Source organism: Microbacterium sp. ZXT2-5 (assembly GCF_055329545.1).
Window position 1 is genome coordinate 2,444,928 of the sequence record NZ_JBUZWD010000001.1, and the last position, 14,253, is coordinate 2,459,180.

Consider the following 14,253-nt stretch of genomic DNA (forward strand, 5'->3'; position numbering starts at 1 on the left):
CGCGGGCCGGGACCGCTTCCGTTCCCCGCGCGGGAGGGGCATCATCGGGTGCAGGAGATCCGCATGAGAGAGCGACCGTACGTCACACTCAGCTGCGCGATGTCGATCGACGGATACCTCGACAGCGCCGAGCCCCGGCGTCTCGCGATGTCGAACGCCTCCGACCTGGACCGGGTGGACGAGGTGCGCGCGCGGAGCGACGCCATCATGGTCGGGGCCTCGACGGTGCGCCGCGACGATCCGCGCCTGCTGGTGCGCGACACCGCTCGGCGCGCGCGGCGGCTGGCGCTCGGGCTGCCCGAATCGCCGACGAAGGTGACCGTCACCGCGAGCGGAGACCTCCCCGCCGATGCGGCCTTCTTCACCACCGGCGACGCGCCGCGCATGGTGTACTGCCCCGCCGAGGTCGCGGTGCCGCTCCGGGATCGGCTGGGGGAGCGGGCGACGGTCGTCGGGTCGGGCCAGGACTGCGTCACCATGACCGCCGTGCTCGACGACCTGGGCGACCGGGGGGTGCGCAGTCTCATGGTCGAGGGCGGCGGCAAGGTGCTGACGCAGTTCCTCACCGCAGATCTCGTCGACGAGTTCCACCTCGTCGTCGCGCCGTTCTTCGTGGGCGAGGACCGCGCTCCGCGTGCGGTCGGGGCCGGGCGCTTCCCGTGGACGGCCTCGCGGCGTGCCCGGCTTGCCGAGACGTTCCGGATCGGCGACGTCGTGCTCCTGCGCTATGCGCTGTCGGAGCGATTCGGCGCCCTTGACGGCGACGGCCTCGGCGACGGCGCCGCATCACGCCGGAACGCGACCGAGACGGTGCCCGCCGAACGGCGCTGACGTGGGCGCGGTCGGCGGACGAGTCGTCCCTGCGCCGCGCTGGCGCCTCAGGACCGCCGCCGCGCTGACGCTCCTGATCGTCGTGCCGCTCGTGCCTGGCGTGATCTCGACCGGCTCGGCCCTCCGACTCGTGGGGATCCCCGTCGAGTCCCTCGTGATCCTGCTGCTGCTCGCCGTGGTGCCGTGGCGTCCCGGCCGCGTGGCGCTCGCCGCGGCGTTCGGGACGTTCGTGTGTGTGGCCGTCGTCCTGGCCGCTGTCGATCGCGGATACGACGTCGCGCTGGGGACGCGCTTCGTGCCGCTCGACTGGCCGCAGCTCGGCGACGCCTACGGCGTGCTGGCCGCCGCGATCGGCCCGCTGCCCGCGAGTGCGCTGGTGGGCGCGGCGCTGGCCGTGCTCGTCGCGGCGGCGTGCGCGCTGGCGTGGGCCGCACTGCGCATCGATGCCGTCGGAGCCGGCCACAGCCACCGACGCCACCGCGCCCTCGCGGCCGTCACCGGCGTCTGGATCGTGCTCGCGGCGGCTGCGATCCCGCTGGGTGCGACCGGCCCCGTCGCGGCGGCGGCATCCACCGGGTCCGTCGGCGCGGCCGTCTCGCGGACGGTCACCGCGCTGCACGACCGGGAAGCCGTCGCGCGCGCGATCGCCGACGACCGCTACGCCGATGCCGCGCCCGGCGGCCTCGTCAGGGCTCTCCGGGGCAAGGACGTCGTGATCGCGTTCATCGAGAGCTACGGGCGGGTGGCGCTGGAAGGCGGCGGCTTCTCGTCCGGAGTGAGCGACACCCTGCGCCGAGGCGAGAGTGCGCTGGCCGCAGAGGGGTACGTCGCCGAGAGCGCGTGGCTGACCTCGCCGACGTCCGGGGGAGTCAGCTGGCTGGCGCACGCGACGCTGCAGAGCGGCGTGTGGATCGACTCGCAGACCGCCTACAGCGAGGTGATGCGCAGCGACCGCCTCACGCTGAGCGCGGCGTTCGCCGAGGCGGGCTGGCGAACCGTCGGCGTGGTGCCGTCGAACACCCAGCCGTGGCCGGTCGGCCAGGATTTCTACCGTTTCGACGAGATCTGGGATGCCACCGATCTCGGGTACCGCGGCCCGCCCTTCGGGTATGCGCGCGTCCCGGACCAGTATGTCTGGAAGCATTTCGCCGACCACGAGCTCGCCGGTTCCGCACAGCCGGTCATGGCGGAGGTCGACCTGGTGTCGTCGCACACGCCGTGGGCGCCGCTGCCGGAGCTCGTGCCGTGGGGTCAGGTCGGAGACGGGAGCCTCTACCACGCTCAGCGGTCGCGGAGCGCGTCGGCGGGCGAGGTGTGGGAGGACGCCGAGACGGTTCAGCGGCACTACGGAAGATCCATCGAGTACGCCCTCGGCTCGATGCTCGCGTTCCTCGAGAACGTGGACGACCGCGATCTGGTGCTCATCGCGCTCGGCGATCACCAGCCGGCGCCGATCGTCACCGGAGAAGGCGCCGGCCGCGACGTGCCGGTCAGCATCATCGCGAAGGATCCTGCCGTGCTGGAGGCGATCGCCGGGTGGGAGTGGACGCCGGGGCTCCGACCCGGGACGACCTCTCCGGTGTGGGGGATGGACGCCTTCCGTGATCGGCTCTTCTCCGCGTTCCGGGAATAGCAGCGTGCCTGGGGCGTTGTGGGTGATACCCCACGGGGGTATAACGGAAGCACAGGCTCGTGAGGAGAATCCCGTGAACGATCCGCACCACGACGCCGCCGCCGGCGCCGTCGCACACGACCACACCGATACGGTGCACAGCGAGTCGCCCCACGAAGGGCACGACGCGCACGCAGGGCATGGCGCACACGCCGGGCACGCCGGCCACGATCCGCACGCCGATCACGCCGGTCATGACGCTCACGCCGGCCATGACGCACACGCAGGGCATGGCGCACAGGCCGGGCACGCAGGCCACGACGCACACGCGGGTCACGGCGGTCACGCCGGGCACGGGGCCGACCACGTGGCGCGCTTCCGCCGGCTGTTCTGGATCAACCTGGTCCTCGCCGTCCCGGTCGTCGCCTTCTCGGGCATGTTCGCCATGCTGCTCGGCTACACGCTTCCCGACGCCCCGATCGTGTCCTGGATCTCACCGGTGCTCGGCACTGTCATGTTCTTCTGGGGCGGCTGGCCCTTCCTCACGGGAGCCGTCTCGGAGCTGCGGGCCCGCAAGCCCGGGATGATGCTCCTCATCGGGCTCGCCATCACCGTCGCGTTCTTCGCGTCGTGGGGTGCGAGCCTCGGCCTTCTCCATCACGAGCTCGAGTTCTGGTGGGAGCTGGCTCTCCTCATCGTGATCATGCTGCTCGGCCACTGGATCGAGATGCGCTCGCTCGCGCAGACGACGTCGGCGCTGGACTCGCTGGCAGCCCTTCTCCCCGACGAGGCCGAGCGCGTCGAGGGGGATCGCATCGTGACGGTGCCGCCCGCCGACCTGGCCGTCGGCGACGTCGTGGTGGTACGCCCCGGCGGGCGCGTCCCCGCCGACGGCCGCATCGTCGACGGCCGCGCCGACATGGACGAGTCGATGGTCACCGGCGAGTCGCGGGCCGTCGCGCGCTCGCGGGGCGACCAGGTCACCGCAGGGACCGTCGCGACGGATTCGGGGCTGCGCGTCGAGGTGACCGCCACCGGCGACGACACCACGCTCGCGGGCATCCAGCGTCTGGTCGCCGAGGCGCAGAACTCGACATCGCGCGCCCAGCGCCTGGCCGACCGCGCCGCGGGATGGCTGTTCTGGTTCGCGCTCGGCGCCGCTGCGGTCACGGCCGTCGTGTGGACCGCGTTCGGGATGCCGGACGAGGCGGTGGTCCGGACGATCACGGTGCTCGTCATCGCGTGCCCGCACGCGCTCGGGCTGGCGATCCCCCTCGTGGTCTCGATCGCGACCGAGCGCGCCGCCCGCGGCGGCGTCCTGGTGAAGGACCGCCTCGCGCTGGAGAGCATGCGCACGGTCGACGCGGTGCTCTTCGACAAGACAGGCACGCTCACCAAGGGCGAGCCCACGGTGGTCGACGTCGCGGCGGTGGCCGACATCGACGCCGACGCCGTGCTGGCGCTCGCCGCCTCGGCCGAGGCCGACAGTGAGCACCCCCTCGCCCGCGCCATCGTCCGGGCTGTGCACGAGCGCGGACTCGCGGCGGCCACGGCGGCCGACTTCCAGTCCTCGCCCGCGGTCGGCGTGACCGCCACCGTCGGCGGTCAGGTCGTGCGGGTCGGCGGCCCTCGCCTGCTGGAGGAGATCGGCGCGGCGGACGTGACGGCGGCGGAGGACTGGCGGGAGCAGGGTTCGACCGTGCTGCACGTGGTCCGCGACGGCGAGGTCGTCGGCGGGCTGGCGCTGGCCGACGAGATCCGGCCGGAGTCCCGCGAGGCCGTCGAGGCGCTGCACGCGCTGGGCGTCGAGGTCGTCATGATCACCGGGGATGCGGAGCCCGTCGCGCGTTCTGTGGCCGAGGCCCTCGGCATCCGTCGCGTGTTCGCGGGTGTGCGACCCGAGGACAAGTCGGCCAAGGTCGCCGAGCTGCAGTCGGAGGGGCTGAAGGTCGCGATGGTCGGCGACGGCGTGAACGACGCTCCCGCGCTCGCCCGCGCCGACGTCGGCATCGCGATCGGCGCCGGCACGGACGTCGCCATCGGGTCGGCGGGGGTCATCCTCGCCTCGAGCGATCCGCGCTCGGTGCTCTCGGTGATCGAGCTGTCGCGCGCCGGCTACCGCAAGATGTCGCAGAACCTGTGGTGGGCGGCGGGGTACAACCTCCTCTCCGTGCCGCTGGCGGCCGGCGTGCTCGCCCCCGTCGGCTTCGTGCTGCCGATGTCGGTCGGCGCCCTGCTGATGTCGCTGTCGACGGTCGTGGTGGCCCTCAACGCCCAGCTGCTGCGCCGCCTCGACCTGAGCCCGGAGCACAGCGCCCGCGCCGTCCTCGAACGCTGACGCCGGGGCGAGGCGACGGGTCGCGGCATCCGCCCCCATCGCCTCGCCCGTGGCGGGGATAGGGTTTGAGCATGAGCGCGACTCCTCCCGGATGGTATGACGACGGCCACGGCGCCCTGCGGTGGTGGGACGGCAGTCAGTGGACGGAGCACGTCGCTCAGCCCGATCCGGAGGCGTCGGAGGCCCCGACCGAGGCCGAGATCGTGGCCGCGCAGCTGGGCTTCGGCGGCGGCGAGCCCGCTGCGACCGCGGGGACCGCCGGCCCTGACGCGCCCGCTCAGCCCGTCACCGCCGCACCCGCCGCGACCGCGGCCGCCCCGGGGGCGGCATCCGTCGCGTCTCCGGGGTATGCCGCCGGCGCGCCTGCCCAGGCGGTCGTGCCCGGTGCGGCGACGCCGCCCTACGCGGGGCAGCCCCAGCCGCCGTACCCCGGCGGTGCACCTGCGGGCGGCGCCTTCACAGCCGCCACCGAGCCTCGCAGGTCCAAGCTCTGGATCGTGTGGGTGGTGCTCGGCGTCGTGCTTCTCGGCGTCGTCATCGCGGCGGCCGTGCTGATCCCGCTGCTGATCCTCTCGGCGTCGACGTCCGGCGGCTCCGCGCAGAGCGATGACGAGCGCTCGGCCGTCGCCGCCGTGGAGCTGTTCGACGAGGCCTATCAGCAGGGCGACTGCGACGCCCTCGCCGAGGCGACGACGGAGGAGTTCCGGGCGGCGAACGGCTTCGACGACTGCGCCGCCTTCCAGGAGCAGGCCGCCGCCTTCAACGCGGCCCTCCAGGAGTACGAGATCGAGGTGACGGACGTCGAGACCGTCGCGGACGTGATCGTCGTGACGACGACGGAGAGCTACGCCGAGATCGGCGAGGACGCCGAGCCCACCCCGGGCTCCGCGGTGTACGAGTACACGGTGGTCGATTCCGGCGGCGCCTGGCTCGTCGACGACGTCGCCGGCGGATGAGCGCGGCGCAGGCGATCCGTCCTCCGCGCGACGCGCGCTTCTACCTCACCTGCGTGGGGATCGGCCTGCTGGCGGGCCTGCTGTCGGGCCTCTTCGGCGTCGGCGGCGGAACCGTCATCGTGCCGTTCCTCGTGATGCTGCTGCGCTTCGACCAGCGCCTCGCCGCGGGGACGTCTCTGGCGGCGATCGTCCCGACCGCCACGGTGGGCGTCATCTCCTACGCCGTCCACGGCTCCGTCGCCTGGATCGCCGCGCTGCTGCTCGCCGCCGGCGCGGTGGTCGGCGCCCAGATCGGCACGTGGCTCCTGCCCAGGCTCTCGCTCACGGTGCTGCGGTCGGCGTTCGTCGGGTTCCTGGTCGCGGTGATCGTGAGCCTCTTCGTCGTGATCCCGTCGCGCGACGCCGAGCTCGTCCTCACGTGGCTGAGCGGCGCCGCGCTGGTCGTGCTGGGAGTCGTCACCGGCATCCTCTCGGGTCTCATCGGCGTCGGCGGCGGCATCATCGTCGTTCCGGCGCTCATGGTGCTGTTCGGAACGAGCGATCTGGTCGCCAAGGGCACCTCGCTGCTCATGATGATCCCGACCGCGCTGTCGGGCACCGTCGGCAACATCCGCCGCCGCAACGTCGACCTGGTGGCGGCGGCGATCGTGGGCATCGCAGCCTGCACGACGACGGCTCTCGGCGCGTGGGCGGCGGTGCTGATCGACCCTGTCGTGGCGAACGCCCTCTTCGCGGCGTATCTCGTCGTGATCGCCGTGCAGATGGCGATCCGTGCCTGGAAGGGCCGCTCCCGTCCGGCCGGGGGGTCCGAAGCCGCTCGGTAGGATGGCCTGGTGCCAGTGAACCCCGAGCTCGTCGAGCGTGACTTCCCGCCGACGGCCCCCTACCTCGTGGGTCGCGAGAAGGTGCGCGAGTTCGCGCGCGCCGTCTTCGCCGACGACCCGCAGCACATCGACCCGTCGGCCGCGCAGGCGCTGGGCTACAAGGACGTCGTCGCCCCTCCCACGTTCGCCATCGTCGTCACCGACGCCACGCTCCAGCAGCTGCTGGGCGAGCCCGACTCCGGCATCGTCCTCAAGAACGTGCTGCATGCCGAGCAGAAGTTCCGCTACTCCAGGCCGATCGTGGCGGGCGACGCGCTGACGGCGAAGCTCTCGGTCACCGGCATCCGCGCGATGGGCGCTGCGTCGATGGTCACGAGCGAGTCCGAGATCACGGATGCCGCGGGGGACCACGTCGTGACGGCGACCTCCGTGCTGCTCGTGGGGGAGGGCGACCAGTGAGCGCTGCATCGACGGGCCCGGCGATGGATGCGCTCGCCGTGGGCGACGTCGTCGCCGAGCGCACGGTCCACCTGACCCGCGAATCCCTCGTGCGCTACGCCGGCGCCTCCGGGGACTTCAACCCGATCCACTACCGCGACGATGTCGCCGCCGCTGTCGGACTGCCGGGAGTCCTGGCGCACGGCATGCTCACGATGGGCCTGGCCGTCGGCACCGTCGGGTCGTGGATCGGCGACACCGGTCGCATCCTCGAGTACGGCGTGCGGTTCACCAAGCCCGTCGTGGTCGACCCCGAGTCCGGCGCCGACGTCACCGTGGTCGCGAAGGTCGGCGCGGTCGACGAGGAGTCCGCCCGCATCGATCTCACCGTGTCGTACGAGGGCACCACCGTGCTGGTCAAGGCGCAGGTGCGCGTGCGGACCGCCTGACGCATGCCCGAGGTCATCCCCGTGCCGCTGTCGCGGCTCACGACACTCCGCACCGGCGGTCTGCCCGCCCGCATGATCGAGGCGACGACTCGTGACGAGCTCGTCGACGCCCTCCGCGACGTGTGGGCGTCCGGCGACGAATGGCTCGTGCTCGGCGGCGGATCGAACCTGTTCGTCGGCGACGAGCCGTTCGACGGCACCGTCGTGCGCGTGCTCACGAAGGGCATCGAGCGGATGCCGTCGCCTCTGCCGGGCCGGGTGCGCCTGAGGGTGCAGGCAGGACACGACTGGGACGACCTCGTCGCGTACGCCGTGGACGCCGGCCTCGGCGGTCTGGAGGCGATGTCGGGGATCCCCGGCACCGTCGGCGCGGCGCCGGTGCAGAACATCGGCGCCTACGGGCAGGAGATCGTCCAGACGCTCAGCGAGGTCGAACTGCTCGACGAGTCGACCGGCGAGGTCTCCACGGTGCCGGCCGCCGAGCTCGGCCTCGGGTTCCGGACGTCCGTGCTCAAGCACCACTACGGCTCGGTGCCCGAGCGTCGTGCCGTGATCCTGTCGGTCACCCTCGACCTGCCCGAGATCGGCCCCGACGCCCGTCGCATCGCCGGCGACCAGCTGCGCACGGCGCTGCGTGTCGGCCCCGACGACGAGGTGACGCTCGCGTGGGTGCGCGACCGGATCCTCGAGACCCGTCGCAGCAAGGGCATGGTGCTCGACGCCGACGACCCCGACACGTACAGCGCCGGCTCGTTCTTCCAGAACGCCGTGGTGTCGGCCTCGTTCGCCCGGACGCTTCCCGACGCGTGCCCGCGCTGGCCCGTGCACCCAGACCTCGATCCGGTCCTGGTCATCCCGCTCGCGACCTTCGACGGCCACGTGCCCGCGCCCACGACCGTCGAGTCCGACGTGAAGGTGAGCGCCGGATGGCTCATCGAGCAGGCCGGCGTCCGCAAGGGCTTCAAGCTGCCCCGCTCGCGCGCGGGACTGTCGACCAAGCACGCCCTCGCGCTGACCAACCGCGGCAGCGCGACCGCCGCCGAGCTGGCCGAGCTCGCCCGCTTCATCCAGGGTCGCGTGCAGTCCGAGTTCGGGCTCCTCCTCCAGCCCGAGCCCGTGCTGGTCAACGTCGAGCTCTGACACCCCCCATCCCGGGTTTGGGGCGCGCGGCACCCGTTCGGGGCGCGCGCGACGCGCCCCGAACGAGCGGGACGCGCCCCGAACGAGCTGTGTCGCTAGGACGCGAAGAGGCGCTGCAGGCGCTGGATGCCCTCCAGCAGGGCCTCGTCGCCGAGGGCGTACGAGAGGCGCAGGTAGCCGGACGGGCCGAAGGCCTCGCCGGGGACGACCGCGACCTCGGCCTCTTCCAGTATGAGGTCGGCGAGCTCGAGCGACGTCGTCGGGGTCTTGCCCGCCCACTCGCGGCCGAGGAGGCCGCGGACGTCGGGGTAGGCGTAGAACGCGCCCAGCGGGTTGGGCACGGTCACGCCGTCGATCTTCGACAGCTCCGACACGATGGTGCGGCGGCGGCGGTCGAAGGCCAGGCGCATCTGCTCGACCTCTCCCTGCGGGCCGGTGAGGGCCGCCAGCGCCGCGCGCTGCGCGATGTTGTTGACGTTCGAGCACAGGTGCGACTGCAGGTTGCCGGCGATCTTGATGGCGTCCGCGGGTCCGACCATCCAGCCCAGGCGCCAGCCGGTCATGGCGTAGGTCTTGGCCACGCCGTTGACGAGGATCGTCTGGGCCGCGGCATCCGGAACCGCCTCGACGATCGAGATCGCACGGGTGCCCTCGTAGACGAGGTTCTGGTAGATCTCGTCGGAGATGATCCAGATGCCGTGCTCGACCGCCCATTCGCCGATCGCGGTGGTCTCCTCGGCGGTGTACACCGCGCCGGTGGGGTTGGAGGGAGAGACGAAGACGAGGGCCGTCGTGCGCTCGGTGCGTGCCGCCTCGAGCTGCTCGACGGTGACCTTGTACTCCTGATCGGCCCCGGCGAAGACCTCGACCGGGACGCCGTCGGCCAGGGCGATCGCCTCGGGGTAGGTGGTCCAGTACGGGGCGGGGAGCAGGACCTCGTCGCCCGGGTTGAGGACCGTCTGGAACGCCTGGTACACGGCCTGCTTGCCGCCGTTGGTGACGATGATCCGCGACGGGTCGACGTCCAGGCCCGAGTCGTGCAGCGTCTTGGCGGCGATGGCCTCGCGCAGCACCGGCAGGCCGGCCGCCGGTGTGTAGCGGAAGTTGGCGGGATCGCGCAGCGCCTCGGCGGCGGCATCCACGATGTATCCGGGCGTCGCGAAGTCGGGCTCGCCCGCCGCGTACGAGATGACGGGGCGGCCGGCGGCCTGCAGCGCCTTGGCCTTGGCGTCGACCTTGAGGGTCGCGGACTCGGCGATGGCGGAGAGCTTGCGGGAGAGCGGTGCGCGTTCGGTCACGCTTCGAGCGTAGTCCGAGCGGCGCGGCGGTTCAGCCGCTGCTTCCGCACGGGCGGCCTGCGACCGGTGGGGGAGCGGCGCCGGCGACGGCGGGTCTCGCCGCCGCCGCCCGGCGAGCCCTTTCCGCGGCTCCCCCGGCCGGGATAGCCTGTGCCTCGTGGACGCGTGGATCTGGGGTGCGGTCGTGCTCGCCATCGTGCTCGTGATCGCCGGGGGGATCGCCTGGTGGCTCGCGCGCGGCTGCGTCCTCACCATGATCGGCGCGACCGGCGCCATCGTCGGCGGCGTCATGTCGCTCGTCGCGCTGGCGGTGCTGCTCGACCTCGACACCGGCCTGCGGGTCTCAGCGATCGGCACGGTGGCGTCGGGCGTCTGGCTGCTCGCGTGGGCGCTGGCCGGCGGCATCCGCGGTCAGCGCATGCTTCGCGCCGAAGAGCGAGCGGATGCCGCCGCCGACGCCCTCGTGGCGCCCACCGCGCCCGCACGCCCGCGCAGCATCTGACGCGGCGACTGCCCGTTCGCGCGCCGGTTCGCGGCCCGCTTCGCTTCGCTCCGCACCCCGACCCGGTGGACGCGGGCATCCACCGAATGGGGGATGCCTCCTCCTGCGGATGACGGCTGGGCGAGGCGGCTCGGCGCCGCGAGGCTGAAGGCATGAGAACTCCAGCGGTGCAGGTGCGGAACCTGCAGAAGACGTATGACGGCCGCGCGGTCGTCGACGACGTGAGCTTCGACATCGAGCAGGGCGAGACCTTCGCCCTGCTCGGCCCGAACGGCGCCGGCAAGTCGACGACGGTCGAGATCCTCGAAGGGTACCGCCGGCGCAGCGGTGGCACGGTGAGCGTGCTCGGCGTCGACCCCGAGCACGGCGGACTCGAGTGGAAGGCGCGTCTGGGGATCGTGCTGCAGGTGTGCGGCCAGAGCGGTCTGCTCACCGTCCGCGAGCAGCTGCGGCAGTTCGCGGGCTTCTACCCCGACGCGCGAGACGTCGACGAGGTCATCTCCGCCGTCGGCCTCACGGCCCAGGCGAAGATGCGGACCTCCAAGCTGTCGGGTGGCCAGCAGCGCCGGGTCGACGTCGCGATGGGGATCATCGGCCGGCCCGAGCTGCTCTTCCTCGACGAGCCGACGACCGGCTTCGATCCGGAGGCCCGCCGAGAGTTCTGGGAGCTGATTCGCGGGCTCAAGGCGGACGGCACCACGATCCTGCTCACGACCCACTACCTCGATGAGGCGGCTCAGCTCGCCGATCGGGTGGCCGTCATCGCGGACGGCCGGCTGCAGGCGGTGGGGCCGGTCGACACGTTCGGCGGACCGCAGGCCCGCGTGCCGCTCGTCCGGTGGCACGAGCAGGGCGTCCGGCGGGAGCAGCGCGCGACCGCGCCGCTGCGCTTCGTCGGGGAGCTCACCGAGAGGCTGGGGCACGAGCCGGAGCAGCTCGAGATCGTCCGCCCGAGCCTCGAGGACATCTATCTGGAACTGGTCGCGAGCGCATCCGGCGTCGCGGCGGCGGACATGAAGGAGACGGTGCGATGAGCACGACGGCGATACGGGTGCCGGGGATCGTCCCGACCGGCCTGTGGCGGGCGCAGTTCGAGCTGAGGCAGTACTTCCGCTCCGGCGACACGCTCTTCTTCACGTTCCTGTTCCCGGTCTTCATGCTGGGACTCTTCAGCGTCGCCTTCGGCGGGGACGGCGACGTGCAGATCGCGCCGGGCGTGCCGGCGCTGCCGATGGCGCAGCTGTACCTGCCCGGCATGATGGCGGCAGGGCTTCTGCTGTCGGGGTTCCAGAACCTCGCGATCGACATCGCCCTGGAGCGCTCGGACGGCACGCTCAAGCGGCTGGGAGGGTCCCCCCTCTCCCCGGTGAGCTACTTCCTGGGCAAGATCGCGCAGGTCCTGGTCACCGGCGTCCTGCAGACGGTGCTGCTGCTCGCGGTCGCCGGCATCCTGCTGGGCGTGCCGCTGCCCACCGAGCCGGCGCAGTGGCTCACGTTCGCATGGGTGTTCGTGCTCGGCATCGCCACGTCGGCTCTCCTCGGCATCGCGCTGTCGAGCGTGCCTCGCACGGCCAAGAGCGCGACCGCGGTCGTGATCCCGGTCGGACTCGTCCTGCAGTTCATCTCCGGCGTGTACCTCATGTTCTGGCAGCTGCCGGAGTGGCTGCAGAACATCGCGTCGCTCTTCCCGCTGAAATGGATGGCGCAGGGCATGCGGGCGGTCTTCCTCCCCGATGCCTTCGCGGCGCTCGAGCAGGGCGGCGAGTGGAATCTGGGCGGCGTCGCCGCGGCGCTGGGGATCTGGCTCGTGGTGGGGCTCGTGCTCTCCCTCGTCACCTTCCGGTGGATCCGCCGCAACGCGTAGCCTCACTCAGGGACAGGAGGACGGATGCTGCAGAAGCGGTGGTGGGACATCGCGGTCGTCGCCGGATCGGCGTCGATCGCGATGGCCATCGCCTTCGGCCTGGGGTCGGGGGGCGCGGCCGAACGGGCGATCGCGTTCGTGGCCATCGCCGCGTTCGCGCTGGCGTACTTCGTGATCGCGCGCCCCGCGATCGGCGCCGCGTCGACGGTGCGGTTCGTCGCGTTCATGATGACGATCGCTGTCATCCTCACCGTCGGAACCGCGGCGACCGCGTTCCTCGCGACCCTCCAGGTGCTCGCGTACCCGCTGGCGTGGGTGCTCGGCGACACCCGCCGCCGCGGCGTCATCGGGTCGGCTGTGATCGCCGCGGCTGTGATGCTCGGCTACGCGATCGGCGGCGGCTTCACCGTGGGCGCGATCGTCGCGGGACTGACGACCGCCGGGTTCTCGTTCGCCTTCGCGACCGCGTTCGGCCTGTGGATCTCGGGTATCGCGGAGTACGGCGAGGAGCGGGCGCGACTGCTCGACGAGCTGACGGCGGCGCAGGCCGAGGTGCGGGCGCTGAGCCACGAGCGTGGTGCGTCGGAGGAGCGGGAGCGGCTCGCCCGTGACATCCACGACACGCTCGCTCAGACCCTCGCGGGGCTCGTGATCTTCGCGGAGCGCGCAGGGCGGCAGTCTCGAGAGGGGCAGGCGGATGCCGCGGCCGCGACGATCGCGACCGTCGAGCAGGTCGCGCGCGACGCACTCGGCGAGGCACGCGCGCTCGTCGCCCGCACGGCCGCCGTGCCCGACGAGCCCGCGTTCGGCGCTGCCGTCGAGCGTCTCGCGGAGCGGTTCCGCGCGCACGACGGCGCCGCGATCGACATCGAGGTCGACGACGTCGCCGAGGCGCTCGACCGCGACCGGCAGGTCGTGCTGCTGCGCTGCGTGCAGGAGGGGCTCTCGAACGTCGCACGGCACGCGCGCGCCACGCACGTCTCGGTCGCGGTGCGGGAGTCGGAGGAGGGCGCACTGCTCGAGATCGTGGACGACGGCAGCGGCTTCGACCCTGCGGGCACCGGCGGCGGATTCGGCCTCGCGGGAATGGCGGAACGCGTGGCTCTGGCGGGCGGCACGTTCGAGGTGGACTCCGCGCCGGGCGCCGGCACGACCGTGCGCGTACGGCTGCCGATCTCGCCGGGGCAGCCCCCTGTGGCGTCCGCGGACGCACGCCGGGCGGGGGAGGCGCCGTGATCCGCCTCCTCATCGCCGACGACCATCCCGTCGTGCGCGCGGGCCTGGCCGGTCTGCTGTCGGACGAGCCCGGCTTCGACGTCGTGGCGGAGGCATCCGACGGAGACGAGGCGGTCCGCCTGGCGGCCGCGACGCACCCGGACGTCGTGCTGATGGACCTGCGCATGCCGCGGGTGGACGGCGTCACGGCGACCGCGCGGCTCGTCGGCGGAGAGGCGGGCACTCCGCCGCCGCGCGTGCTGATCCTCACGACCTACGAGTCCGACGACCAGATCCTCGCCGCGATCGAGGCGGGGGCATCGGGCTACCTGCTGAAGGCGGCGCCGCAGGCGGAGATCGTCGCCGGCATCCGCTCGGTCGCCGCCGGGCAGTCGGCCCTGTCGCCGCAGGTCGCGGTGCGGCTCGTCGAGCGGATGCGCCGCCCCGAGCCCGGCGCCGTACTCACCGCCCGTGAGCTCGACGTGCTGCGGCTGGTCGCCACCGGTCACAGCAACAAGCAGGTGGCGGTCGCGCTCGGGATCGGCGAGTCGACGGTCAAGACGCACCTGCTCAAGGTGTTCGAGAAGCTGGGAGTCGCCGACCGCACGCGCGCCGTGACGCTCGCCATGGAGCGCGGCCTGCTCTCCTGACGCCGGCTGGGCCGGCTCACCGCGAACGGGCTTCCGCCGGCGTCCTCGTCGGCTCCTGCTCCACTTCGCGGATCCGGAATTCGGACTTTCGCAGCGTTTCCGGAGAGCTGGCGGCGCATCGATCCGGAAACGCTTC

General features: G+C 72.6%; 14 protein-coding genes. 13 read left to right on the plus strand and 1 reads right to left on the minus strand.

The window, feature by feature from the left end; genetic code table 11:
• Positions 1-63: 63 nt before the first annotated feature.
• From ACZBH1_RS10755 to ACZBH1_RS10790, 8 genes are all read left to right on the plus strand, one after another.
• A complete protein-coding gene (locus ACZBH1_RS10755; protein ID WP_463646370.1) occupies positions 64-831 on the plus strand; it encodes a RibD family protein in 768 nt (255 codons plus the stop codon).
• A gap of 1 nt (position 832) precedes the next feature.
• Positions 833-2,464, plus strand: coding sequence for an alkaline phosphatase family protein (locus tag ACZBH1_RS10760; protein ID WP_463646371.1), 1,632 nt, complete (start codon positions 833-835; stop codon positions 2,462-2,464).
• A 73-nt stretch (positions 2,465-2,537) separates the two neighbouring features.
• Positions 2,538-4,781: a heavy metal translocating P-type ATPase gene (locus tag ACZBH1_RS10765; protein ID WP_463646372.1), complete on the plus strand. Its 2,244-nt coding sequence runs from the start codon at positions 2,538-2,540 to the stop codon at positions 4,779-4,781.
• Between the two features lie 71 nt (positions 4,782-4,852).
• On the plus strand, positions 4,853-5,737 hold the full coding sequence (locus ACZBH1_RS10770; protein WP_463646373.1) for a DUF2510 domain-containing protein: 885 nt from the start codon (positions 4,853-4,855) through the stop codon (positions 5,735-5,737).
• A complete protein-coding gene (locus ACZBH1_RS10775) occupies positions 5,734-6,561 on the plus strand; it encodes a sulfite exporter TauE/SafE family protein (RefSeq protein ID WP_378883412.1) in 828 nt (275 codons plus the stop codon). Before ACZBH1_RS10770 ends, ACZBH1_RS10775 begins: the two co-directional genes overlap by 4 nt.
• 9 nt (positions 6,562-6,570) lie before the next feature.
• Complete coding sequence (locus ACZBH1_RS10780; protein ID WP_336394842.1) at positions 6,571-7,020, plus strand: FAS1-like dehydratase domain-containing protein; 450 nt, start codon at positions 6,571-6,573, stop codon at positions 7,018-7,020.
• 23 nt (positions 7,021-7,043) lie between these two features.
• Entirely contained in the window at positions 7,044-7,448 is a 405-nt protein-coding gene (locus ACZBH1_RS10785; protein ID WP_336395061.1) for a MaoC/PaaZ C-terminal domain-containing protein, read from the plus strand.
• A gap of 3 nt (positions 7,449-7,451) precedes the next feature.
• The gene (locus ACZBH1_RS10790) at positions 7,452-8,588 is read left to right on the plus strand and encodes a UDP-N-acetylmuramate dehydrogenase (protein WP_378883409.1); all 1,137 of its coding nucleotides are present in this window, start codon (positions 7,452-7,454) and stop codon (positions 8,586-8,588) included.
• Between the two features lie 95 nt (positions 8,589-8,683).
• Here ACZBH1_RS10790 and ACZBH1_RS10795 read toward each other — a convergent pair whose 3' ends face one another.
• Positions 8,684-9,886 carry a pyridoxal phosphate-dependent aminotransferase gene (locus tag ACZBH1_RS10795; RefSeq protein ID WP_336394844.1) on the minus strand — a complete coding sequence of 401 codons (1,203 nt, stop codon included), beginning with the start codon at positions 9,884-9,886 and terminating at the stop codon, positions 8,684-8,686.
• A 157-nt stretch (positions 9,887-10,043) separates the two neighbouring features.
• Here ACZBH1_RS10795 and ACZBH1_RS10800 point away from each other — a divergent pair, with 157 nt between their 5' ends.
• The 5 genes from ACZBH1_RS10800 to ACZBH1_RS10820 all read left to right on the plus strand — a co-directional run bounded on the left by ACZBH1_RS10800 (position 10,044) and on the right by ACZBH1_RS10820 (position 14,117).
• Complete coding sequence (locus tag ACZBH1_RS10800; protein ID WP_336394845.1) at positions 10,044-10,388, plus strand: hypothetical protein; 345 nt, start codon at positions 10,044-10,046, stop codon at positions 10,386-10,388.
• A gap of 152 nt (positions 10,389-10,540) precedes the next feature.
• On the plus strand, positions 10,541-11,422 hold the full coding sequence (locus ACZBH1_RS10805; protein WP_336394846.1) for an ABC transporter ATP-binding protein: 882 nt from the start codon (positions 10,541-10,543) through the stop codon (positions 11,420-11,422).
• The gene (locus ACZBH1_RS10810; RefSeq protein WP_336394847.1) at positions 11,419-12,252 is read left to right on the plus strand and encodes an ABC transporter permease; all 834 of its coding nucleotides are present in this window, start codon (positions 11,419-11,421) and stop codon (positions 12,250-12,252) included. The genes ACZBH1_RS10805 and ACZBH1_RS10810 overlap by 4 nt, the downstream gene beginning before the upstream one ends.
• A gap of 24 nt (positions 12,253-12,276) precedes the next feature.
• Positions 12,277-13,488 (plus strand): sensor histidine kinase, encoded by a 1,212-nt coding sequence (locus ACZBH1_RS10815; protein ID WP_463646374.1) that lies wholly within the window; start codon positions 12,277-12,279, stop codon positions 13,486-13,488.
• Entirely contained in the window at positions 13,485-14,117 is a 633-nt protein-coding gene (locus tag ACZBH1_RS10820; protein ID WP_336394849.1) for a response regulator, read from the plus strand. The genes ACZBH1_RS10815 and ACZBH1_RS10820 overlap by 4 nt, the downstream gene beginning before the upstream one ends.
• Positions 14,118-14,253: the final 136 nt, after the last annotated feature.

Bases quoted from the DNA above. Each gene is read 5' to 3' on its own strand.
- ACZBH1_RS10775 (WP_378883412.1), top strand. From the start codon at position 5,734: ATGAGCGCGGCGCAGGCGATCCGTCCTCCGCGCGACGCGCGCTTCTAC.
- ACZBH1_RS10790 (WP_378883409.1), top strand. From the start codon at position 7,452: ATGCCCGAGGTCATCCCCGTGCCGCTGTCGCGGCTCACGACACTCCGC.
- ACZBH1_RS10810 (WP_336394847.1), top strand. From the start codon at position 11,419: ATGAGCACGACGGCGATACGGGTGCCGGGGATCGTCCCGACCGGCCTG.
- ACZBH1_RS10815 (WP_463646374.1), top strand. From the start codon at position 12,277: ATGCTGCAGAAGCGGTGGTGGGACATCGCGGTCGTCGCCGGATCGGCG.
- ACZBH1_RS10785 (WP_336395061.1), top strand. From the start codon at position 7,044: ATGGATGCGCTCGCCGTGGGCGACGTCGTCGCCGAGCGCACGGTCCAC.
- ACZBH1_RS10770 (WP_463646373.1), top strand. From the start codon at position 4,853: ATGAGCGCGACTCCTCCCGGATGGTATGACGACGGCCACGGCGCCCTG.
- ACZBH1_RS10755 (WP_463646370.1), top strand. From the start codon at position 64: ATGAGAGAGCGACCGTACGTCACACTCAGCTGCGCGATGTCGATCGAC.
- ACZBH1_RS10805 (WP_336394846.1), top strand. From the start codon at position 10,541: ATGAGAACTCCAGCGGTGCAGGTGCGGAACCTGCAGAAGACGTATGAC.